This window comes from Bradyrhizobium sp. 521_C7_N1_3, assembly GCF_052075975.1.
Taxonomy (GTDB): domain Bacteria; phylum Pseudomonadota; class Alphaproteobacteria; order Rhizobiales; family Xanthobacteraceae; genus Bradyrhizobium; species Bradyrhizobium japonicum.
The window spans coordinates 5050400-5071068 of sequence record NZ_CP197232.1; the positions used below are offsets into that span (position 1 = coordinate 5050400).

A 20669-nucleotide genomic window follows, 5' to 3' on the forward strand; every position below is an offset into this window, starting at 1 on the left:
GTACTTGTGCCGCGCACCCCGATCCCCGACACTCTCAATTACCCAACCAACGACAGGAATAAGACATGACTCGCGTTCGCTGTATCACCGAGATGGGCATGGGCGTCGACGTCCACGGCAGGGACGCCACCAAGGCGGCCAAGCGTGCGGTGTCGGATGCCATCAGGCATTCGAGCCTTGGTTTCTTCCGGATGATCGGGAAGACCGCGAACGACATGTTCGTCGATGTCACGATTGCGGTGCCCAACCCTGAGGCGGTTGACAAGGAGGCCGTTGCGAAGGAGCTGCCTTACGGCACGGTGACCGTAACTGCGGTTAAGGGCGGGCTGGAGATTCCCTCGGCTACGGAAGTGGCCAACGATCCCATCCTGATCGCCAATGCGGCGGTGATCGTCAGCTTCGACAAGGACTAGGCCGGTGTCCGACAGCGATTTGGCGTTGCTGGATCGTCCGATCTGGAGCGCGCTGACGACGAGCCAGAAGCACTTGGCGGAGGGCGGCCCGCGCGCGCGGCGCTATCCCGTGGACATGACGCCGTTTGCCGACATGGTCGACATGTCCGAGGCAAGCTTCGCCGCGCTCGGTGATCTCCTGGTGGGTTCGCAGGTCGCCGCGTTGTTCACGCCGGAGCCGGTCGACGTTCCCGCCGGCTTCAAGGTCGTGCTCTCCGAGACCGGCGAGCAGATGATCGGCTCGCCGGCCGACAGTCCGCTTCGCGATGCCGAAATCGTCACGCTCGGCGCGGCCGACGTCGCCGCCATGATGGCGCTGACGGAGCTGACCAAACCCGGTCCGTTCGCGTTGCGCACGCATGAGCTCGGCACGTTCCTCGGCATCCGCGTTGGTGGAGAATTGGTTGCGATGACGGGCGAGCGGATGAAGCCGGGAAAATTCGTCGAGATGACGGCCGTCTGCGTGCATCCGGACTATCGCGGGCGCGGCTACGCGCAGGCGCTGCTCGCGGCGGTCGCGCGCCGGATCGAGGCGCGCGGCGAAATTCCGTTCCTGCACGTGTTTTCTCATAACGCCTCGGCGATTGCGCTGTACGAACGGCAGGGCATGGAGATCCGTCGCCGGCTGCACGTCACGGCGCTGATGAAGATTTGAGGGCCGATCGAACGGTCTTCATTTCCCGCGAAAGCGCGCTATATCCATCCCAACCATAATTTGGGGGAAACACATGGACGCCAGAACACCTGATTTTTCCGCCGCGCGGACGGCGATGCAGCGCTACGTCGATCAGGAGATCATTCCAGGCGTGTCCTGGGCGGTGCTGCGGGGGCGCGATGTCGTCGATCAGCAATGCGTCGGCTTCGCCGATCGCGAGGCAAAAACGGCGCTCCGGCCCGACCACATTTTTCGCGCGTTCTCCAACACCAAGATCTTCGTGACGTGCTCGATCATGCTGCTGGTCGAGGAGGGCCGCATCGGGCTTGATGACCCCGTCGAGAAATTCTTGCCGCAACTCGGCAATCGCAAGGTGCTGAAGCAGGGCGCCTCGAGCCTTGCCGATGTCGAGCCGGCGAAGAGCCCGATCACGATTCGCCAGCTGCTGACCCACAGCTCGGGCCTCAGCTACGGCATCTTCGATCCCGGCACGGTGCTGTTCAAAGGCTATAACGAGGCGCGCGTGCTCAATCCGCTCACGCCGCTGACCGACATGATCGACAAGCTCGCCGATCTGCCGCTGTCCTATCACCCCGGCACGGGCTGGGAATATTCGTTGGCGACCGACGTGCTGGGCCGCGTCGTGGAGGTCGTCTCCGACCTTCCGCTCGACACCTTCCTCAAGGCGCGCATCTTCGATCGCCTCGGCATGGTCGATACGGGTTTCTCAGTGCCCGAGGCGCAGCAGGGCAGGCTGGTTGCGCTCTACACCGGCGCCGACGTGCTGGATCCGATGAAGCCGGGCCTGACGCGGGCCGACAATCTGCCTTATCCGCAGGCCTATCGGCGGCCGTTTCCGCGGCTCTCGGGCGGCGGCGGTCTGGTCTCGACCTTGCCCGACATGCTCGCGCTGGTACGCGCGCTGCTCCCCGGTTCGGATGCGCTGCTGAAGCCCGACACGCTGCGGCAGATGATGACGAACCAGTTGCCCGCGGGCCAGACCATCCGATTTGCCAATCTCGGGCCGATCCCCGGCAAGGGCTTCGGCCTCGGCGGCGCCGTCACTTTCGCGCCGATGCCCTTTGATCCCCCGAATTCGACCGGCGAATTCCAGTGGGGTGGGCTTGCCGGCACCCATTGGTGGATTTGTCCGCAGGCCAACACCGCCGGCGTGCTGATGGCGCAGCGCCATATGGGCTTCTGGAACCCGTTCTTCTTCGAGTTCAAGCGCCTGGCCTACCAGGCGGTCGGGGGCTGATCGCGAAAAAAGTTCACGCCCCTGCGAATCCTTTTGGGTCTTCGCGTCCTCTTGATGGTCGAGGCATTTTGCTTCGGCTCATTTCGGAGGATGTGATGGCATTCTACAGGAAGAATATCGGCGGTCTGCATCAGGCGGTGCGGGTTGCGCTCGGAATTGCGGTTGCGATTGCCGCATTCGTGCATCTCGCCGACGTCGCGGCGTGGCTGGTGGCGCTAGGGGGCGCAGGCTTCGCACTGACGGGGCTCGTCGGCTATTGCCCGATGTGCGCGATGGCCGGGATCGGACGGGGAGGCGTGTCGTGAGTGCGGCGGCGATCTCGCTAGACCTGTTCGAGGCGGCCCGGCTCGGCGATCCCCAGGCGATCGCGTCTCTGCTCGAGACGGCGCAGCCGGATATCCGCCGCTACGCACGGGCCACCTGCCGCAACTCGGCGGATGCCGAGGATGCAACCCAGGAAGCGCTGTGGATCCTGTTCCGCCGTGTCGGCACGATCCGCTCGCTGGTCGCTTTTTCCGCGTGGCTGTTCAGCGTGGTCCGCCGCGAATGTCTGCGGCTCGCGCGCAAGGCGGGCCTCGTCCCATCGATCGACGACGGCGAAGCGGAGGCACTGCTGCTGTCGCGGTCCGAAGCCGATCTGCGGCTTGATGTGGCGGCTGCGTTGGAAGCGTTGCCCGCGCATTATCGCGATGTCGCGTTGATGCGGGACGTCAAGGAGATGACCATCGACGAAATCGCCGCCGCCCTCGGTGCGTCCAGGCAGACCGTGAAGGCGCGCCTGCATCGCGCCCGCGCCCTGATGCGCGAATATCTGACGAGGTGAGACATGACCGATTATCAAACGCCTGACGATCTGAAGTCTGTCCCGGCGTTCGTGGCGCTCGCGCCGGTCGAGGCCAATGCATTCCTTGCGTTCAACCACGCGGTCGAGCGCAAGGACGGTTTGATCCCGCCGAAATACCGCGAGCTGATCTCGCTCGCGGTGGCACTCACCACGCAATGCGCCTATTGCCTGGACGTGCATACGGCGCAGGCAGCGAAGGCCGGCGCGACGCGAGAGGAAGTCGCCGAAGCGGCATTGATTGCCGCGGCCGTGCGCGCCGGTGGTACGCTCGGCCATGCGCTGCTGGCCCAGCGCTTGTTTGAACGGCATCGAGACAAGGAAGAAACATAGATGTCTTGTCGACGTCGGGACGCATGATTTGCCAAACTATCTCGGTCTCGATGGATTCCGCTTCGGCTGGGTCGCCGCCTGGATCGACGAGGGCGGCGATCATGGCTTTGATTATTCGCCGGGCCTGACGCGCTTGCTTGCGATGCCGCATGCGCGCGCGATGATCGACATGCCGATCGGATTGAAGCCAAGCGGCTATCGAGCCTGCGACTTGCGCGCACGCGAGCTGGTCGGCCCTGCCGTGTTTCTCGGTGCGCGCCGTGACCTCTGGACATTTCCCGACATGGCGGCGGCGAATCGCCACTATTGGGAGCAGGAAGGCAAGGGCAGGGGCGTGTCGGCGCAGCTCTGGAACATCAGGGACAAGATCAGGGACGTCGACGAGATCATGACGCCGGCGCGGCAGGCGACGATTGGCGAAGCGCATCCGGAATTGATTTTCTGGAATCTGGCAGGGCGAGTCCGTCTCCCGAACAAGACGTCGGCGCAAGGTCGTGAGCGGCGCATCGCGCTGCTGGCGCAACGCGGCTTCACGCGCCTGGAGACATGGCTGACGCAGCGTCATGGCACCGGCATCGGCCGCGACGATCTCATCGATGCCTGTGCCTGCGCGGTCGCAGCTCGCGACAGCACACAGCGTGTCGGCGGCGAAGAGGTCGATCCGCGCGGACTGCGGATGGAGATTAATTATTGAGGTTGCGGCGAGGTGCGTCTCGATTCGGGATAAAGTGGCAATTTATTTGAGGCGTGCAGGAACTGTCGATGGTGGGCTCGCGTTCCCCGTTCGAACCGATGACGGAGAAGCTCGTGCGATGAAGGATGCCAGTCAGTTCGCGACCGCGGTGCTCGCGCTCGTTTTCACCGGAGCGCTGCTCGTCACCGGGCAGCTCTTCATCGAGCAACGCGCTCAGCGCGATATCGCGTACGCAGCGAGGCATCTGCTACGGCCCTTGTAGTCCGGCTTCGATGCATGATCACTGCTCGGCCTTGCGCCGTTCGATGGCTCGCCTAGATTAGGCGGCATCTCACGAACAAAGCCGGGGTTCCGATGCCTGATCTGTCCGCCTTTCCCATCACCAAGCGCTGGCCTGCCAGGCATCCGGATTTGCTTCAGCTCTATTCGCTACCGACGCCGAACGGCGTCAAGGTGTCGATCATGCTGGAAGAGATCGGTCTGCCTTACGAGGTCCATCTCGTCGACTTCGGCAAGGACGACCAGAAGACGCCGGAATTCCTCTCGCTCAATCCGAACGGCAAGATCCCGGCGATCCTCGATCCCAACGGTCCGGGCGGCCGGCCGCTGCCGCTGTTCGAGTCCGGCGCGATCCTGCAATACCTCGCCGAGAAGACCGGCAAGCTTCTGCCGGAGGATGCCGCGCGCCGCTACCAGGCCATCCAGTGGTTGCATTTCCAGATGGGCGGCATCGGGCCGATGTTCGGCCAGGTCGGCTTCTTCCACAAATTCGCCGGCAAGGATTTCGAGGACAAGCGGCCGCTCGAACGTTACGTGGGCGAGTCCAAGCGTCTGCTCGGCGTGATGGAGACGCATCTTTCCGGCCGGCAGTGGTTCATGGATGACGACTACACCATCGCCGACATCTCCATGCTCGGCTGGGTGCGCAATCTCATCGGCTTCTACGGTGCCGGCGATCTCGTCGAATTCAGCCAGTTCAAGTCGGTCGGTGCCTGGCTCGAACGGGGGCTGGCGCGTCCTGCCGTGCAGCGCGGCCTGAACATTCCGAAGCGGCCGTAGAATCAGGTCAGCGCCTTATGCGTCATGTAGAGCGCCATCACCGAGATGAGGGCGATCATGACCCGGTGCAGCACCGCTTTGCTGACGCCATTGGCCGCGCGTGCGCCGAGATCGGTGCCGATCCAGAGGCCGGCGAGAATCCCGACGACGGCCGGCCAGCCGACCATGAGCCCCTTGCTCCAGTAGATCCAGGCCGCCGGAATGTTGGTCGGGATGACCGAGAAGATGAGGCTGACGAGTTGCGCCTGATGCTGCGGGACGCGTAGGCCCGCGGCGAGGCCGACGGTGATCGCGAGCCCGCCGCCGATGCCCATGAAGCCGGAGGAGAACCCGGCAAGCGCGCCGATGAGGAGCAGGGGGAGCCAAGGCAGTTCGTCTCGGTCAGCGGCCGCGTGGCTGCCGTCCTTGCGGTCGCGGCGCAGGATCAGAAGGGCGATCAGCGCGACGAGATAGACGACGTAGGTCCATTGCAGCACCGAGTCGGAGACCGCCGCCGCGGCGTAACCGCCGCTCGCACCGCCGACGAGAAATCCGAGGCCGATCCAGGCGATCCATTGCAGCGGGCTGCGATTGCCGCTCTGCCAGTAGCGGCGTACGCCGGCGAGGCCAGTGGGCGGGACCTGCGTGATCAGCGACGTCCCCTGGGCGACATGCTGCTCCGCGCCGAGCAGCAGCACGGTGAAGATGACAAGCCCGCCGCCCGGGCTCGTTCCCATGAAGCCCGATGTCAGCCCGCCGACGAGACCGACGCCGATGCCTGCGAGGAGATCGTGAATCCAGGACATCGCTTACGTCCTGGTCCGTCGCTTGATGTCAGGCCTGGTCGTGCGAAATCCCTCGATCACGCCGCCGGCGGCCTTCATGCAGGCCTCGATGTCAAAATCCTCGCCCCAGCATTTCTGCAGCACGAAGCCCTGAAAGATCGCGATGAGCACGCGCGCGATCGCATCGGCGCCGAGGTCGCGCTTGATCAGGCCGTCATGCTGGCCGCGCTCGACCAGCGCCACGATCAGCGCACGCGGCATGTCGATGCCTTCGACGACGCTGGTGCGGACGCGGCGGTTGCGCAGGGCCTCCGCCCAGCCATGGATGCCGACGCGACGCCGCGCTTCGCCGGCGGGATCGGTGAGCCATTGCGCGTAGACGCGGATCAGCGCGTGGAGTCCTTCGATCGGATCGCCCGATCCCTGCGCAACCGAGTTGAGCACGGCCTCGCGACGATGCCGGTCGTCGGCGAGCGCCTCGATCAAATCGTCCTTGCTCTGGAAGTAGAGATAGACCGCACCGTGGCTCAAGCCCGACCGTTTGACGATGTCGGCCATGCCGGTCTGGTGAAAGCCTTGCTCGGCGAAGCAGGCGAGCGCCGCTTCGAGGATCTGCTGCCGCCTTCCTTCGCGTTGCTTGTCGCTGATCTTGGGCATTTCGGCCGTCCATAAATAACTGACAGATCGGTCGTTTTGATCGCTTGCCTGATACGGCTCCTACAAAGCCGGGCATTAATAAAAAAACGATCGATCAGTCTTTTTTATTATCAAAGGCGATCTTGGTCAAGTCCAGACGGTCCGGAAACAGGAGGATCAAGCCGCCGCGGGGGTATGGTGGAGGTGACGGCGGCCCGGCCGGCAATCGCGCGGCTAGAACAGCCGTCCGCCGTTCGGCACAGGCTTGCTCGGCTGCATCAGCACGACCTTACCCTCGGCATCGGGGAAGCCGAGCGTCAACACCTCCGAGACGACCGGGCCGATCTGGCGCGGCGGGAAGTTGACGACGGCCGCGACCTGCTGCCCCACCAGCGTCTCGAGCGGATGATTTTCGGTGATCTGGGCCGAGCTCTTGCGCACGCCGATCGCGGGACCGAAGTCGATCCACAGCCGCCAGGCCGGCTTGCGCGCCTCCGGGAACGGTTTTGCATCGACGATGGTGCCGACGCGGATGTCGACCGCCAGGAAGGTGTTGAAGTCGATGGTTGGCGACGCGGTCGCGGCGGGATCGTGCGTGACGTGCATTGATGCATCCGTTCGGAGAGCGAGGTTCGTTCGCAATGTTGTCGCGCGAACCGGAGTTTCGTACAACGCTGCAGTCACCCAACGACGCATGCGCGAGGAAGGTCTTGCCCAACATCATCTACGGCATCAAGAACTGCGACACCATGAAGAAGGCGCGCGCCTGGCTCGACACCCATGGCGTCGCCTACGAGTTCCACGACTACAAGGCCGTGGGCGTCGAGAAGGACAAGCTGAAGCAGTGGAGCGACAAGGCCGGCTGGGAGACGCTGCTCAATCGCGCCGGCACGACCTTCAAGAAGCTGCCGGATTCCGACAAGGAAGGCCTCACCGAGAAGAAGGCGCTGGCGCTGATGCTAGCGCAACCATCGATGATCAAGCGGCCGGTGCTCGAAGTCGGCGGCAAGCTTCTGGTCGGCTTCAAGCCTGATATCTATGCCAAGGAAGTCAAGGCCAAGTAGGTCAAGGTCAAGTAGGTCGGCGCCAGATCGCGCTGGCCTCTAATTCAGCTCGACGATCTCGGTGGTGACGCCGGGCTGATCGGCGAACTCGACGACGTCGGCCGCAGCGATCCGGCCGGGAGCGCGATGGAAGAGATCGCGGTCGATCACCGCGCGCAGTTTCGGGCGCGGCAGCGCGTCATTTCCGCGCATCAAATTCTTGATCTCGAAGCTGCCGTCCTCGCAGAATGTCTTGAGCGAGGCGATGACGTGACAGACCTTGCCGTCGGTCTGGAACGGCAGCAGCAGCCGTTCATAGGCAACCACGCGGCCGTAGATGTCGTCGACGTCGGCCACGCTGTAGACCGGAAGGCCGCGTGCCACGCATTCATGATAGATCGGCATCACGAAGGGTGCGAGGCGCGGCCCGATATAGTCGTCGAGCAGAACACCCTTGCCGGTATGTCCATAAGCGCGCGAGACGCGCGTGCCTTCGCTCTGGATGGTGAGGCGCGGCGCCGGCGCGGAAATGTCCACCGTATAATAGATGAGATCGGACAGCTCTTCCTCGAGCCGCGCGGGCTGATACTCCCAGATCGCCGGCACCGTCTGCCCGCGCGCATAAAGTCGCAGCCACGTGTTCAGAAGATCACGCTGCCTGATCGACTTGACGACAGAAGGAGCGGCGCTTGCAAAATCCAAGGCAATTTCCAAGACAATATTCCCGACGCATAAAACCCGCGCATGATCCATGCGGCGGGAAAATTTTCTATGAAGGCTGGCGCGCGGGATGAAAGACCGTTAACGACGGCTTGATGACCGGTGCCGTGCGAACCGGGAGGCCGGGCAGGCGACATCAAACGCGTCCGACTAAGGGAGCATAAGTCTCCCGGCCGGAGACCTGATCTGCTCAGCTTTCCACCTTGCCTAACCCCCGTCACCTCCGGCATATTCCGCGCCCGGAGGCGACGTTCCGGGACAGGCTCCAAGGCCCCCGGAAAGCCGAAGTAACCAAGGACAGCCACGCGTATTGTGCGGGCAGGGGGAAATCTGTTTGGCCGATGAGTTCATTCTCGAAACGGAAGGCTTGACCAAGGAGTTCGCGGGCTTCTTCGCCGTCCGCGACGTTGCGCTCAAGGTTCGCCGTGGGAGCATTCACGCGTTGATCGGCCCGAACGGGGCGGGCAAGACGACGTGCTTCAATCTTTTGACCAAGTTCCTCAAACCGTCCGCCGGCAAGATTCTGTACAAGGGCCAGGACATCACCGCGATGGCGCCGGCCGATGTGGCGCGCCTGGGACTGGTGCGATCATTCCAGATCTCGGCGGTATTTCCGCATCTCACCGCGCTTGAGAACGTTCGTGTCGCGCTTCAACGCCAGCACGGCAGTTCCTTCGATTTCTGGCGCTCCAAGTCCGTGCTCAACCGCTTCAACGATCGCGCGCGTGAACTGTTGAACGATGTCGGCCTCAGCGAGTTTGCCAATACGCCCGCGGTCGAGATGCCCTATGGACGCAAGCGCGCACTGGAGATCGCAACCACGCTCGCGCTCGACCCGGAGATGATGCTGCTGGACGAGCCGATGGCGGGCATGGGCCACGAGGACATCGACAAGATCGCGGCGCTGATCAAGCGCATCTCGGCGAAATATACAATCCTGATGGTCGAGCATAATCTGAGCGTCGTCGCCAATCTCTCCGACATCATCACCGTGCTGACCCGTGGGCAGGTGCTGGCGCAAGGCCACTACAGCGAACTCACCAAGGACGAGCGCGTCAAGGAAGCCTATCTGGGAGCCGGTCATGCCTGAGACTGCAACCGCGGACGCTCCCGCAAAAGCCGCAACCGGCGGCAACATCCTCCAGGTCCGCAACCTGGAAGCATGGTACGGCGAGTCCCACATCCTGCACGGGATCAATTTCGACGTGAACGCGGGCGAGGTCGTCACGCTGCTCGGCCGCAACGGCGCCGGCAAGACGACCACGCTGAAGTCGATCATGGGCATCATCGGCAAGCGGACCGGCTCGGTGAAGTTCAACAATCAGGACATCATCCGCGCGACCTCCGACAAGATCGCGCGGATGGGCATCGCGTTCTGCCCGGAGGAACGCGGCATTTTCTCCAGTCTCGATGTGCGGGAGAATTTGTTGCTGCCGCCGGTGGTTCGCCCGGGCGGATTGCCGCTCGAGCAGATCTTCGATCTGTTTCCGAATCTGAAGGAACGTCTCAACAGCCAGGGCACCAAGCTGTCCGGCGGTGAGCAGCAGATGCTCGCGATCGCGCGCATCCTGCGCACCGGCGCGAGCTTCCTGATGCTGGACGAGCCGACCGAAGGTCTTGCGCCTGTCATCATCCAGCAGATCGGCCACACTATTGCGCGGCTCAAGAAGGAGGGTTTTACCATTCTCCTGGTCGAGCAGAACTTCCGGTTCGCATCCACCGTCGCTGACCGCTATTACGTGGTCGAGCACGGCAAGATCATTGACGGATTTTCCAATTCGGAGCTTGCCGCCAACATGGACAAGCTCCACACCTATCTCGGCGTCTAGAACGGCCAAGCGTCAAACGGCCAACAGAAAATTCACAAGGGAAGTAGCATGAAGACAAAGTCGATTGCATCGTTTCTGCTCGGCACGGCGTTGGCCGTGACCACCGCCGGCGTAGCCTTCGCGCAGGACAAGACCGTCAAGATCGGGGCGCTGTCCGATCAGTCCGGCCTCTACGCCGACCTCGGCGGTCCCGGCTCGACGCTCGCCGCCCAGATGGCCGTTGAAGATTCCGGCCTTGCCGCGAAGGGCTGGAAGATCGACATCATCTCCGGCGATCACCAGAACAAGCCCGACATCGGCACCGCGATCGCGCGTCAGTGGTTCGACGTCGACAAGGTCGACGTCATCGTCGACGTGCCGAATTCCGGCGTGGCGCTTGCCGTCAACAACGTCATCAAGGAGAAGAACGGCGTCTACATCAACTCGGGCGCGGCGACTTCGGACCTCACCAACGCGCAGTGCTCGCCCAACACCGTGCACTGGACCTACGACACCTACATGCTGGCCCACACCACGGGCCAGGCTCTGGTGAAGGCCGGCGGCGACAGCTGGTTCTTCCTGACCGCGGACTACGCCTTCGGCGCGGCGCTCGAGCGCGATACCACGGCCGTGGTCACCGCCAACGGCGGCAAGGTCGTCGGCGGCGTCAAGCATCCGCTCAACACGCCGGATTTCTCGTCCTTCCTGCTTCAGGCGCAGGCTTCCAAGGCCAAGATCATCGGCCTTGCCAATGCCGGCGGCGACACCACCAATTCGATCAAGCAGGCGGCCGAGTTCGGCATCGTCAAGGGCGGCCAGAAGCTCGCGGCGCTGCTGCTGTTCCTCACCGACGTCAAGGCGATCGGGCTTGAGACCGCGCAGGGCCTCAACTTCACGGAGACCTTCTACTGGGACATGAACGACCAGACCCGGGCGTTCTCCAAGCGCTTCGCCGCGAAGATGAAGAACAATGCGCCGCCCACCATGGTGCAGGCCGGCGTCTATGCGGGCGTACGTCACTATCTCAAGACGCTTGAAACGCTCGGCGGCAATCCCCATGACGGCGTCAAGGTCGTCGAGAAGATGAAGTCGATTCCGACCGAGGACGACCTGTTCGGCAAGGGCGAGATCCAGCCGAACGGCCGCACCATTCACAATGCCTACCTGTTCGAGGTGAAGAAGCCCTCGGAGTCCAAGGGACCGTGGGACTTCTACAAGCTGGTCGGCACCGTGTCGGGTGACCAGGCTTTCACGCCGCTGTCCGAAAGCAAGTGCGCGCTCTTGAAGAAGTAAGATAACCGCCCGCGGGCCATCAGGCCTGCGGGCGACTCTCAGGCAACGCCGAAGGGACCGGGTGCGGGATCGATGCAGGCTCTTTACGCTCAGCTACTGGTGGGATTGATCAACGGCTCGTTCTACGCGCTGCTCAGTCTCGGGCTTGCCGTGATCTTCGGCATGCTCAACATCATCAATTTCGCCCACGGCGCGCTCTACATGATGGGCGCGTTCGTCGCCTATTTCCTGTTGAACCTCGGCGGCATCAATTACTGGTGGGCGCTACTGTTGGCGCCGATCATCGTCGGCATCTTCGGCATGATCCTGGAACGGACCATGCTGCAATGGCTGACGGGGCTCGACCACCTCTACGGTCTGCTCCTGACCTTCGGCATCGCGCTGATCGTGCAGGGCGTGTTCCAGAACTATTTCGGCTCTTCCGGTCTGCCTTACGCCATTCCGGACCAGCTCAAGGGCGGCATGAATCTCGGCTTCATGTTCCTGCCGATCTATCGCGGCTGGGTCGTCATCTTCTCGCTGGTGGTATGTATCGCCACCTGGTTCCTGATCGAGAAGACGCGGCTCGGTGCTTACCTGCGCGCCGCCACTGAGAATCCGACACTGGTCCGCGCCTTCGGCATCAACGTGCCGCGCATGATCACGCTGACCTACGGTCTCGGCGTCGGCCTTGCGGCGCTCGCCGGCGTGCTTTCGGCACCGATCAATCAGGTGCGGCCGTTGATGGGCGCCGACCTCATCATCGTCGTGTTCGCGGTGGTCGTGATCGGCGGCATGGGATCGATCATGGGCTCCATCATCACCGGCTTTGCGCTCGGTGTGATCGAGGGCCTGACCAAGTATTTCTACCCCGAGGCCTCCAACACCGTCGTGTTCGTGCTGATGGTGCTGGTGCTCTTGGTGAAGCCAACGGGATTGACGGGAAGGGCGGCCTGATATGACAGCCTTGACAGACGACACGCTGCCGGTGACCCCGCGCGCCATTCGAGACGAGATGATCGTATTCGTCGTGATGGCACTGCTGCTGGCCGCAGTGCCATTCAGCGGCATCTACCCGTTCTTCGTGATGCAGGCGCTGTGCTTCGCGCTGCTCGCCTGTGCGTTCAACCTCCTGATCGGCTACGGCGGCTTGCTGTCGTTCGGCCACGCGATGTTCCTCGGCACGGCGGGCTACTGCAGCGCGCATGCGCTGAAAGTGTGGGCGCTGCCGCCGGAGCTCGGCATCCTCGTCGGAATCGTCGCGGCTTTCGGGCTCTCGCTCATCACCGGCTACATCTCGATCCGCCGCCAGGGCATCTACTTCTCGATGATCACGCTGGCGCTGTCGCAGCTGCTTTACTTCATCTACCTCCAGGCGCCATTCACCCATGGTGAGGACGGCATCCAGGGCATTCCGCAGGGGCGCATGTTCGGCGTGTTCGATCTCTCGAAGCCGACGGTGCTTTATTATGTCGTGCTGGTCGGCTTCCTCGCCGGTTTCCTGCTGATCTACCGCATCATCAACTCGCCGTTCGGCGAGGTGCTGAAGGCGATCCGCGAGAACGAGCCGCGCGCGATTTCGCTCGGCTACCGGACCGACCAGTACAAGTTCCTGGCGTTCGTCTTGTCGGGCACGCTGGCTGGCTTTGCCGGTTCGCTGAAAGTCTTCGTGGCGCAGAACGCCTCGCTCACCGATGTGCACTGGTCGATGTCGGGCGAGGTCGTGCTGATGACGCTGGTCGGCGGTCTCGGCACCATTTTCGGTCCCGTGGTCGGCGCCTTCGCGATCATCGCCATGCAGCAATATCTGGCCGGCTTCGGCCAGTGGGTGACGGTGATCCAGGGCTCGATCTTCGTGATCTGCGTGCTCACCTTCCGTCGCGGCGTCATCGGCGAAATCGCCCATTACTTGCGGCGATCGCTCTAAATCATTGATATCGCACCAATTTCATTGGTGCGCGAAACCGGTGGATGATCCGGCTCCGCGGGCGTCAGATGACACGCGCGTGGAGCGGAAATGGTCTATGACAGTTTTGTGACGGCCAGTTCGGGCCGGGTCATTTCCAACCGGTAGCCTATCCCATGATGCGATGGTTTCGCGCTTTCCTGCCCAAGGAAGAACGGTTCTTCGACCTGTTCGACCGCCATGCACAGACCGTGATCCAGGGCTCGATCGCGCTCCAGGGCATGCTCAACGGGGGCGAGGAGACGCCGGTCTACTGCCAGCGCGTCAACCAGTTCGAGAACGACGCCGACAACATCACCCGTGAGGTGCTGACGGCGGTGCGCCGCACCTTCATCACGCCGTTCGACCGCGGCGACATCAAGAACCTGATCACCTCGATGGACGACGCCATCGACCAGATGCAGCAGACGGCCAAGGCCGTGATGCTGTTCGAGGTCCGCACCTTCGAGCCGCCGATGCGGGAGATTGGCGGGCTCCTGATCGAATGCGCCAATCTCGTGGGGCGCGCGTTGCCGCTGATGCAGTCGATCGGCCCGAACGTCGCGATGCTGACCGCGATCACGGAAGAACTGGGCAAGCTGGAGGGCCGGGTCGACGATCTCCATGACATCGGGCTGAAGGAGCTGTTTCTCAAGCACCGTGATGGCAGCGCGATGGATTTCATCGTCGGCGTCGAGATCTATGACCATCTCGAAAAGGTGGCCGACCGTTTCGACGACGTCGCGAACGAGATCAACAGCATCGTCATCGAGCAGGTTTAGCGCATGATCCGGAAAAGTGTGCAGCGGTTTTCCGCTCAGATCATGCGCAAAGCTTAGGGCAGGGGTCGCGCCGTGGATGCTGCGCTCGGACTTCCTGTCCTCGTCGGCTTGATCGCCGTCGCGCTGCTGTTCGACTTCCTGAACGGTCTGCACGACGCCGCCAATTCGATCGCGACCATCGTTTCGACCCGCGTGCTGCGGCCGCAATTCGCGGTGTTGTGGGCCGCGTTCTTCAATTTCATCGCCTTCATGGTGTTCGGGCTGCATGTCGCCCAGACCATCGGCACCGGCATCATCGATCCCGCGGTCGTCGACGCCCAGGTGATCTTCGCGGCGCTCGTCGGTGCGATCGTCTGGAACCTGGTGACCTGGGGGCTCGGCATCCCATCCTCCTCCTCGCATGCTCTGATCGGCGGTCTCGTCGGCGGCGGCATGGCCAAGGCGGGGATCTCGGCGGCGGTGTGGAGCGGTCTGTCCAAGGCGGTGCTGGCGATCGTGCTGTCGCCACTGGTCGGCTTCCTGCTCGCGATGATGCTGGTCGCGATCGTGTCCTGGCTCTCGGTGCGCTCGACGCCGTTCGCGGTCGATCGTGCCTTCCGGATCCTGCAGTTCGCCTCCGCCTCGCTCTATTCGCTCGGCCATGGCGGCAATGACGCCCAGAAGACCATGGGCATCATCGCCGTGCTGCTCTATTCGCAAGGACATCTCGGCGGTGAATTCTCGGTGCCGTTCTGGGTGGTGCTGTCCTGCCAGGCCGCGATGGCGCTGGGCACGCTGATGGGCGGCTGGCGCATCGTCCGCACCATGGGCCTGCGCATCACCAAGCTGACGCCGATGCAGGGCTTTTGCGCCGAGACCGGCGGCGCCGCGACCCTGTTCATGGCGACCTTCCTCGGCGTTCCCGTCTCGACAACCCACACCATCACCGGCGCGATCGTCGGCGTCGGCGCGGCCCGCCGCGTCTCGGCGGTGCGCTGGAACGTCGCGAGCTCGATCGTCTATGCCTGGGTGATCACGATCCCGGCCTCGGCCATTGTCGCGGCGCTGACCTGGTGGGCGGTCCAGATTTTCGTCAGGTGACGAATTTCAGCCCGGCGATGCCGGCAACGATCAGCCCGATGCTGGCGAGGCGGAAAGCGGTGGCCGGCTCGCCGAACAGGAAGATGCCAAGCGCGGCGGTGCCGACCGCGCCGATGCCGGTCCAGACCGCATAGGCGGTTCCGACGGGCAGTGTCTTGAGAGCAAGTCCGAGCAGGATGACGCTGCCGGCCATCGCCGCGAGCGTGATGACAGACGGAACAAGCCTGGTAAAACCCTCGGTGTATTTCAGGCCGATCGCCCAGGTAATCTCGAGAAGACCGGCGACGAACAGGATGCTCCAGGCCATGACGACCCTCCATTCAAGGCAGGGTCGTCCCCGCGGCGGATATGCTGATGAGGGGGGAGGCCGTCCTCCCCGGGAACGCATATGGGGCTGGCCGAGGGGCTCCGCAATTACCAAATGAGGCTTGATCAGGCCCATTTTCCCTGCCAAACGCTCCCGCCATGTCCGACATCGCCATATCAGCCGACTCGCCGGCCCGTTCCCCGCTTGCCACCGAGGTGGCGCGGCGGCGCACCTTCGCGATCATCTCCCACCCGGACGCGGGCAAGACCACGCTGACCGAGAAGCTGCTGCTGTTCGGCGGCGCCATCAATCTCGCCGGCCAGGTCAAGGCCAAGGGCGAGCGGCGCAACACCCGTTCGGACTGGATGAAGATCGAGCGCGAGCGCGGCATCTCGGTCGTGACCTCGGTCATGACCTTCGAGTTCGAGGGGCTTGTGTTCAATCTGCTGGACACGCCGGGCCATGAGGACTTTTCGGAGGACACCTACCGTACGCTCACGGCGGTCGACTCCGCTGTCATGGTGATCGACGCCGCCAAGGGCATCGAGGCGCGCACCCGAAAGCTGTTCGAGGTCTGCCGCCTGCGCGACATTCCGATCATCACCTTCATCAACAAGATGGACCGCGAGAGCCGCGACGTCTTCGAGCTGCTCGACGAGATCGAGAAGACGCTGGCGCTCGACACCACGCCGATGACCTGGCCGGTCGGCCGCGGCCGCGATTTCCTCGGCACCTATGACGTCGCCAATGGCGGCGTGCGCCTGCTCGAAGGCGGCGGCGCCAAGACCGGCGCGGCCCAGCAGATCGAGATCGCGGAGCTCGCCAAGCTCAACGCCAATCTCGACGTCGGAGCGGTGAAGGACGAGCTCGAGCTCGTCACCGAGGCTTCAAAACCGTTCGAGCTCGGCGCCTTTCGCGAGGGCCATCTGACGCCGGTCTATTTCGGCAGCGCGCTGCGCAATTTCGGCGTCGGCGACCTCCTGGAAGGTCTCGGCAAGTTCGCGCCCGAGCCGCGCGCGCAGGAGAGCGACCAGCGCAAGGTCGAGGCGACCGATCCGCGCATGAGCGCCTTCGTGTTCAAGATCCAGGCGAACATGGATCCGAACCACCGCGACCGCATCGCCTTTGCGCGCCTGTGCTCCGGCAAGCTCAGCCGCGGCATGAAGGCCAAGCTGGTGCGCACCGGCAAGAGCATGCCGTTGTCGAGCCCGCAATTCTTCTTCGCGCAGGACCGTTCGGTCGCCGACGAAGCCTTCGCCGGCGACGTCGTCGGCATTCCCAATCACGGCACGCTGCGCATCGGCGACACCCTGACCGAGGGTGAGGATTTCACCTTCGTCGGCGTGCCGAGCTTCGCGCCGGAAATCGTCCGCCGCGTGCGTCTCACCGACGCGATGAAGGCGAAGAAGCTGAAGGAAGCGCTTCAGCAGATGTCGGAAGAGGGCGTGGTGCAGGTGTTCCGCCCGCGCGACGGCGCACCGGCGCTGGTCGGCGTGGTCGGCGCGCTGCAGCTCGACGTGCTGAAGGCACGGCTTGAGGCTGAATATTCGCTGCCGGTCGAGTTCGAGGTCAGCGAGTTCCAGCTCGCGCGCTGGGTCTCGTCGGAGGACCGCAAGAAGCTCGACGCCTTCATCGCCGCCAACACCTCGAGCATCGCCGACGATGTCGACGGCGATCCCGTGTATCTTGCAAGAAACGAGTTCTATCTCGGTTACGCCAGGGAGCGCGCTGAGGGCATCGAGTTCACGAACGTCAAGGACGTCAAGAAGAAGGGGTAGGGGGCGCTCCGCGCGCTGCTGCGTGGCCACACTCGGCTGTCATTCCCCGCGAAGGCGGGGAATCCAGTACGCCGCAGCCTCTCGATTCCATCACCGCCGTCTCGGAGTACTGGGTCGCCCGGTCGAGCCGGGCGACGACACCGGAGCCAAACGCGAGCATGTGAACAGCCGCAGGCTTGACGCATTCGTTGGCAATGCCACGTTTGTCCGTGTGGCATTGTGAGCTCGCATCATGTGGCGCGGCATCCTCGTTTTCCTCCTGCTGGCGATATCGACGGTTGCCGCCGATGCGCAGCGCCGTCAGATCAATCCGATCCCGTTTTCGCATGAGCCGTGCAGCGTGCTCGACCATCGGCCCTGCACTCCGTACTATTGCAGCCCGCTCGAGCATGGCCCCTGCATTCCCGAGATCGATTACCCCTACGGCCAGAATCTCCAGCTCACGATCGAAAGCGTGCCGGCGGAGGCTGATCGCGCCAAATACCGGAAGCCGGATCACGATCTCGATACGATCGGCGATCTCTTCGCCGAGCTGCGCACCTGCTGGTCGCCACCACCGGACAATGCGCGCGCGGGCATGCAGATGGCGGTGCGCTTCAGCTTCAACAAGGCGGGCGGCATGATCGGTCCGCCGCAGCTGACTTATGCGACCGCGGGCGTTCCGGCCGATACCCGAACGACCTATCTCAACGCGATCAATTCATCGCTGAAAGCCTGCCTGCCGCTCAAATTCACCAGCGGCCTCGGCGGCGCTCTGGCCGGACGGCCGATCGCGATCCGCTATGTCGACAATCGCGAGCTTGGAAAATAGCTCTATCCCCGCATCCTGAGGACCGCGCTTGCGCGCGTCGCGCAGGATGAAGGCCGCGCTGTTGCGGCAGCCGGGCCTTCACGCCTGATCATGAGGCGCGAGAGTTGCGACCCGCGCCCAATCGATGATACGCCATGGGCGGGGGCGCTGGTTGAGGGGAGGATGTCGTGGGTCTGCTGGTCATGATCCTGGGGCTGATGCTGTTTTTTGCGGCCCATGTTTTCACAACGAAACGCAAGGCGCGCGCGCAGGCGATCGCGAGGCTGGGCGAGGGGACCTACAAGATCCTTTATGCGGCGGTCTCGCTTGCGGGACTGGCGCTCATCATCTGGGGTTTTGCCCATTATCGCACGGCCGGAATGATCCCGGTTTGGGAGCCGCCGGTCGCATTCAAGCACATTACAGTCGCGCTGATGCTGCCCGCGGTCATTCTGGTGGTGGCGTCCTACTTGCGCGGGCGCATCTATGCGACGCTGAAGCATCCGATGCTGGCGGGCATCAAATTGTGGGCGGCCGCGCATCTGCTCGCCAATGGCGATCTCGGCTCCATCATCCTGTTTGGCTCGTTCCTGGGCTGGGCCGTGTACGACCGCATCTCGCTGAAGCATCGCACCGATGGCGGCGCCCCGCCTATTCCGGTGGGTGGGGTCGCCAATGATCTGATCGCCGTTGCAGTCGGTGTCGTCGCCTATCTCGCGCTGGCTTTCGCATTCCACCCGGTTGTGATCGGCGTTCCCGTCATGGGAGTCTGACGACAGCCGATCAGCGCAAGACTGTTCCGCGCAGTCATGCGCGGAACGTGACAAAGCAACGAGCCGAGGGCATTCCGATGGACTGGTCGCAATCTCAGATCCCTCCGATGCGTTTCGAGGCGCGCTTTGGCGATCGGGCGGTGCCGGCCTTCAGCGACCGGCCGGCGAGCCTGTGGGCGATGATCGCGGACGCTTGCGCCCGCAATCCGGACGGCGAAGCGCTGATCGCGGGCGAGGTCCGGTTGAGCTGGCGGCAGGCGGTGGAGCAGGCCGCGCGGATCGCGGCGGGCTTTCGCAAGCTCGGCCTGCAGCGCGGCGATCGCGTCGCGATCCTGCTCGGCAATCGCATCGAATTTCCGCTGTTGCTGTTTGCCGCCGCGCATGAGGGGCTGGTGACGGTGCTGCTCGGCACCCGCCAGCAGAAGCCCGAGATCGCCTATGTCCTCGCCGATTGCGGCGCCAGGATCCTGATCCATGAAGCAGGGCTCGCCGGGCGGCTGCCCGATGCGCTTGATGTCCCCGATGTCATTCACCGCATCGCCGTCGACAGCGATCAGGCCCTGTCGCGTTTCGCCGTGCTCGCCGACAACGTCCCGGCACCGGCGCCGGTCGAGATCGGCGAGGAGGATACCGCGATGATCCTCTACACCTCGGGCACGACGGGCAAGCCGAAGGGGGCGATGCTCGCCCATTGCAACATCGTCCATTCCTCGATGGTGTTCGTCTCCTGCCTGCAATTGACGGAAGCGGACCGCTCGATCGCGGCGGTGCCGCTCGGCCACGTCACCGGCGTCGTCGCCAACATCACGACCATGATCCGCTGCGGCGGCGCGCTGATCATCATGCCGGAGTTCAAGGCTGCCGATTATCTCAAGCTCGCCGCGCGCGAGCGCGTCACCTACACGGTGATGGTGCCGGCGATGTACAATCTCTGCCTGCTCCAGCCTGATTTCGACAGCTACGATCTCTCGAGCTGGCGCATCGGCGGCTTTGGTGGCGCACCGATGCCGGTCGCGACCATCGAGAAGCTCAAGGCGACGATTCCCGGCCTGAAGCTCGCGAACTGCTACGGCTCGACCGAGACGACGTCGCCCTCGACGATCATGCCGGGCGAGCTGACCGCGAGCCACATCGACAGTGTCGGCCTGCCGTGTCCCGGTGCCCACATCGTCGCGATGGGAGCTGATGGCCGCGAGCTGCCCCATGGCGAGATCGGTGAGCTCTGGATCCAGAGCGCCTCCGTCATCAAGGGTTACTGGAATAACCCGAAGGCGACGGCCGAAAGCTTCACGGGCGGGTTCTGGCATTCCGGCGATCTCGGCTCGGTCGATGCGGAGGGGTTTGTCCGCGTGTTCGACCGGCAGAAGGACATGATCAATCGCGGCGGCCTGAAGATCTATTCGGCCGAGGTCGAATCTGTGCTGGCCGGCCACCCCGCCGTGGTCGAGAGCGCGATCATTGCCAAGGCTTGCCCGGTGCTGGGTGAGCGCGTCCACGCCGTGGTGGTGACGCGCGCGCCGGTGGCGAGCGAGGCCTTGCGTGCCTGGTGCGCGGAGAGGTTGTCCGACTACAAGGTCCCCGAAACCATGGCGATCACCTCCGAGGCGCTGCCGCGCAATGCCAACGGCAAGGTTCTGAAGCGGCAGCTGCGGGAGCTCCTGGGAACCTGAGCCGGGTAG

General features: G+C 63.7%; 26 protein-coding genes. 21 read left to right on the forward strand and 5 right to left on the reverse strand.

All coding sequences use genetic code 11. The features are described 5' to 3' along the window. Window positions 1–65: 65 nt before the first annotated feature. The 9 genes from AB7008_RS23230 to AB7008_RS23270 all read left to right on the forward strand — a co-directional run bounded on the left by AB7008_RS23230 (window position 66) and on the right by AB7008_RS23270 (window position 5292). Window positions 66–413, forward strand: a complete 348-nt coding sequence (locus AB7008_RS23230) for a Lin0512 family protein (protein ID WP_014495864.1) — start codon at window positions 66–68, stop codon at window positions 411–413. Window positions 414–417: 4 nt separating this feature from the next. Then, entirely contained in the window at window positions 418–1107 is a 690-nt protein-coding gene (locus AB7008_RS23235) for a GNAT family N-acetyltransferase (RefSeq protein ID WP_304493983.1), read from the forward strand. Window positions 1108–1180: 73 nt separating this feature from the next. Continuing rightward, window positions 1181–2365 (forward strand): serine hydrolase domain-containing protein, encoded by a 1185-nt coding sequence (locus tag AB7008_RS23240; protein WP_304493984.1) that lies wholly within the window; start codon window positions 1181–1183, stop codon window positions 2363–2365. Window positions 2366–2460: 95 nt separating this feature from the next. Then, window positions 2461–2670 carry a YgaP family membrane protein gene (locus tag AB7008_RS23245; protein WP_304493985.1) on the forward strand — a complete coding sequence of 70 codons (210 nt, stop codon included), beginning with the start codon at window positions 2461–2463 and terminating at the stop codon, window positions 2668–2670. Then, window positions 2667–3188 (forward strand): RNA polymerase sigma factor, encoded by a 522-nt coding sequence (locus AB7008_RS23250; protein ID WP_304493986.1) that lies wholly within the window; start codon window positions 2667–2669, stop codon window positions 3186–3188. The genes AB7008_RS23245 and AB7008_RS23250 overlap by 4 nt, the downstream gene beginning before the upstream one ends. Before the next feature lie 3 nt (window positions 3189–3191). After that, window positions 3192–3539 (forward strand): carboxymuconolactone decarboxylase family protein, encoded by a 348-nt coding sequence (locus AB7008_RS23255; protein WP_304493987.1) that lies wholly within the window; start codon window positions 3192–3194, stop codon window positions 3537–3539. A gap of 28 nt (window positions 3540–3567) precedes the next feature. Next, on the forward strand, window positions 3568–4233 hold the full coding sequence (locus AB7008_RS23260) for a DUF429 domain-containing protein (RefSeq protein WP_304493988.1): 666 nt from the start codon (window positions 3568–3570) through the stop codon (window positions 4231–4233). Between the two features lie 118 nt (window positions 4234–4351). Continuing rightward, complete coding sequence (locus AB7008_RS23265; RefSeq protein ID WP_167541705.1) at window positions 4352–4495, forward strand: hypothetical protein; 144 nt, start codon at window positions 4352–4354, stop codon at window positions 4493–4495. Window positions 4496–4587: 92 nt separating this feature from the next. Further along, a complete protein-coding gene (locus tag AB7008_RS23270) occupies window positions 4588–5292 on the forward strand; it encodes a glutathione S-transferase family protein (RefSeq protein ID WP_248882975.1) in 705 nt (234 codons plus the stop codon). Window positions 5293–5294: 2 nt separating this feature from the next. On the opposite strand, the gene AB7008_RS23275 is transcribed toward AB7008_RS23270, so the two are convergent. The 3 genes from AB7008_RS23275 to AB7008_RS23285 all read right to left on the reverse strand — a co-directional run bounded on the left by AB7008_RS23275 (window position 5295) and on the right by AB7008_RS23285 (window position 7298). Beyond that, window positions 5295–6077 carry a sulfite exporter TauE/SafE family protein gene (locus AB7008_RS23275; protein WP_304493989.1) on the reverse strand — a complete coding sequence of 261 codons (783 nt, stop codon included), beginning with the start codon at window positions 6075–6077 and terminating at the stop codon, window positions 5295–5297. A 3-nt stretch (window positions 6078–6080) separates the two neighbouring features. Beyond that, complete coding sequence (locus AB7008_RS23280; protein ID WP_304493990.1) at window positions 6081–6713, reverse strand: TetR/AcrR family transcriptional regulator; 633 nt, start codon at window positions 6711–6713, stop codon at window positions 6081–6083. 213 nt (window positions 6714–6926) lie between these two features. Continuing rightward, on the reverse strand, window positions 6927–7298 hold the full coding sequence (locus AB7008_RS23285) for a tRNA-binding protein (RefSeq protein ID WP_441259587.1): 372 nt from the start codon (window positions 7296–7298) through the stop codon (window positions 6927–6929). A 104-nt stretch (window positions 7299–7402) separates the two neighbouring features. On the opposite strand from AB7008_RS23285, the gene AB7008_RS23290 reads away from it, so the two are divergent. After that, complete coding sequence (locus tag AB7008_RS23290) at window positions 7403–7756, forward strand: ArsC family reductase (RefSeq protein ID WP_212453482.1); 354 nt, start codon at window positions 7403–7405, stop codon at window positions 7754–7756. A gap of 39 nt (window positions 7757–7795) precedes the next feature. On the opposite strand, the gene AB7008_RS23295 is transcribed toward AB7008_RS23290, so the two are convergent. Continuing rightward, window positions 7796–8488: a PAS domain-containing protein gene (locus tag AB7008_RS23295; RefSeq protein WP_041957783.1), complete on the reverse strand. Its 693-nt coding sequence runs from the start codon at window positions 8486–8488 to the stop codon at window positions 7796–7798. Between the two features lie 301 nt (window positions 8489–8789). Between AB7008_RS23295 and AB7008_RS23300 the strand changes: the two genes are divergently transcribed. The 7 genes from AB7008_RS23300 (at window position 8790) to AB7008_RS23330 (ending at window position 15342) form a co-directional block, all read left to right on the forward strand. Further along, window positions 8790–9545, forward strand: a complete 756-nt coding sequence (locus AB7008_RS23300) for an ABC transporter ATP-binding protein (protein ID WP_014495850.1) — start codon at window positions 8790–8792, stop codon at window positions 9543–9545. Beyond that, window positions 9538–10284, forward strand: coding sequence for an ABC transporter ATP-binding protein (locus AB7008_RS23305; protein WP_014495849.1), 747 nt, complete (start codon window positions 9538–9540; stop codon window positions 10282–10284). The genes AB7008_RS23300 and AB7008_RS23305 overlap by 8 nt, the downstream gene beginning before the upstream one ends. Window positions 10285–10332: 48 nt before the next feature. Further along, the gene (locus AB7008_RS23310; RefSeq protein ID WP_028157601.1) at window positions 10333–11556 is read left to right on the forward strand and encodes an ABC transporter substrate-binding protein; all 1224 of its coding nucleotides are present in this window, start codon (window positions 10333–10335) and stop codon (window positions 11554–11556) included. Window positions 11557–11628: 72 nt separating this feature from the next. Then, window positions 11629–12492, forward strand: coding sequence for a branched-chain amino acid ABC transporter permease (locus AB7008_RS23315; RefSeq protein WP_028149745.1), 864 nt, complete (start codon window positions 11629–11631; stop codon window positions 12490–12492). A 1-nt stretch (window position 12493) separates the two neighbouring features. Then, on the forward strand, window positions 12494–13462 hold the full coding sequence (locus AB7008_RS23320) for a branched-chain amino acid ABC transporter permease (protein ID WP_014495846.1): 969 nt from the start codon (window positions 12494–12496) through the stop codon (window positions 13460–13462). A 155-nt stretch (window positions 13463–13617) separates the two neighbouring features. Continuing rightward, window positions 13618–14262: a DUF47 domain-containing protein gene (locus AB7008_RS23325; RefSeq protein ID WP_014495845.1), complete on the forward strand. Its 645-nt coding sequence runs from the start codon at window positions 13618–13620 to the stop codon at window positions 14260–14262. A 72-nt stretch (window positions 14263–14334) separates the two neighbouring features. Further along, window positions 14335–15342 (forward strand): inorganic phosphate transporter, encoded by a 1008-nt coding sequence (locus AB7008_RS23330; protein ID WP_008143644.1) that lies wholly within the window; start codon window positions 14335–14337, stop codon window positions 15340–15342. Here the strand turns inward: AB7008_RS23330 and sugE are convergent. Next, window positions 15335–15649 (reverse strand): quaternary ammonium compound efflux SMR transporter SugE, encoded by a 315-nt coding sequence (gene sugE, locus AB7008_RS23335; protein WP_441259588.1) that lies wholly within the window; start codon window positions 15647–15649, stop codon window positions 15335–15337. The two genes, AB7008_RS23330 and sugE, sit on opposite strands and share 8 nt — an antisense overlap. 158 nt (window positions 15650–15807) lie before the next feature. Between sugE and AB7008_RS23340 the strand changes: the two genes are divergently transcribed. From AB7008_RS23340 to AB7008_RS23355, 4 genes are all read left to right on the forward strand, one after another. Next, a complete protein-coding gene (locus AB7008_RS23340; protein ID WP_212453508.1) occupies window positions 15808–17427 on the forward strand; it encodes a peptide chain release factor 3 in 1620 nt (539 codons plus the stop codon). Window positions 17428–17659: 232 nt separating this feature from the next. Next, entirely contained in the window at window positions 17660–18238 is a 579-nt protein-coding gene (locus tag AB7008_RS23345) for a hypothetical protein (protein WP_028157597.1), read from the forward strand. 167 nt (window positions 18239–18405) lie between these two features. Then, a complete protein-coding gene (locus AB7008_RS23350; RefSeq protein WP_441259589.1) occupies window positions 18406–18990 on the forward strand; it encodes an NnrU family protein in 585 nt (194 codons plus the stop codon). Between the two features lie 77 nt (window positions 18991–19067). Next, complete coding sequence (locus AB7008_RS23355; RefSeq protein ID WP_441261238.1) at window positions 19068–20660, forward strand: class I adenylate-forming enzyme family protein; 1593 nt, start codon at window positions 19068–19070, stop codon at window positions 20658–20660. The last annotated feature ends 9 nt before the right edge of the window (window positions 20661–20669 follow it).

Excerpts from the sequence above, each read along its gene's own strand:
- AB7008_RS23340 (WP_212453508.1), top strand. The coding sequence starts at position 15,808 with ATGTCCGACATCGCCATATCAGCCGACTCGCCGGCCCGTTCCCCGCTT.
- AB7008_RS23230 (WP_014495864.1), top strand. The coding sequence starts at position 66 with ATGACTCGCGTTCGCTGTATCACCGAGATGGGCATGGGCGTCGACGTC.
- AB7008_RS23270 (WP_248882975.1), top strand. The coding sequence starts at position 4,588 with ATGCCTGATCTGTCCGCCTTTCCCATCACCAAGCGCTGGCCTGCCAGG.
- AB7008_RS23275 (WP_304493989.1), bottom strand. The coding sequence starts at position 6,077 with ATGTCCTGGATTCACGATCTCCTCGCAGGCATCGGCGTCGGTCTCGTC.
- sugE (WP_441259588.1), bottom strand. The coding sequence starts at position 15,649 with ATGGCCTGGAGCATCCTGTTCGTCGCCGGTCTTCTCGAGATTACCTGG.
- AB7008_RS23240 (WP_304493984.1), top strand. The coding sequence starts at position 1,181 with ATGGACGCCAGAACACCTGATTTTTCCGCCGCGCGGACGGCGATGCAG.
- AB7008_RS23305 (WP_014495849.1), top strand. The coding sequence starts at position 9,538 with ATGCCTGAGACTGCAACCGCGGACGCTCCCGCAAAAGCCGCAACCGGC.
- AB7008_RS23285 (WP_441259587.1), bottom strand. The coding sequence starts at position 7,298 with ATGCACGTCACGCACGATCCCGCCGCGACCGCGTCGCCAACCATCGAC.
- AB7008_RS23255 (WP_304493987.1), top strand. The coding sequence starts at position 3,192 with ATGACCGATTATCAAACGCCTGACGATCTGAAGTCTGTCCCGGCGTTC.
- AB7008_RS23310 (WP_028157601.1), top strand. The coding sequence starts at position 10,333 with ATGAAGACAAAGTCGATTGCATCGTTTCTGCTCGGCACGGCGTTGGCC.
- AB7008_RS23265 (WP_167541705.1), top strand. The coding sequence starts at position 4,352 with ATGAAGGATGCCAGTCAGTTCGCGACCGCGGTGCTCGCGCTCGTTTTC.
- AB7008_RS23295 (WP_041957783.1), bottom strand. The coding sequence starts at position 8,488 with ATGGATCATGCGCGGGTTTTATGCGTCGGGAATATTGTCTTGGAAATT.
- AB7008_RS23355 (WP_441261238.1), top strand. The coding sequence starts at position 19,068 with ATGGACTGGTCGCAATCTCAGATCCCTCCGATGCGTTTCGAGGCGCGC.
- AB7008_RS23280 (WP_304493990.1), bottom strand. The coding sequence starts at position 6,713 with ATGCCCAAGATCAGCGACAAGCAACGCGAAGGAAGGCGGCAGCAGATC.
- AB7008_RS23345 (WP_028157597.1), top strand. The coding sequence starts at position 17,660 with ATGTGGCGCGGCATCCTCGTTTTCCTCCTGCTGGCGATATCGACGGTT.
- AB7008_RS23320 (WP_014495846.1), top strand. The coding sequence starts at position 12,494 with ATGACAGCCTTGACAGACGACACGCTGCCGGTGACCCCGCGCGCCATT.
- AB7008_RS23315 (WP_028149745.1), top strand. The coding sequence starts at position 11,629 with ATGCAGGCTCTTTACGCTCAGCTACTGGTGGGATTGATCAACGGCTCG.
- AB7008_RS23245 (WP_304493985.1), top strand. The coding sequence starts at position 2,461 with ATGGCATTCTACAGGAAGAATATCGGCGGTCTGCATCAGGCGGTGCGG.
- AB7008_RS23325 (WP_014495845.1), top strand. The coding sequence starts at position 13,618 with ATGATGCGATGGTTTCGCGCTTTCCTGCCCAAGGAAGAACGGTTCTTC.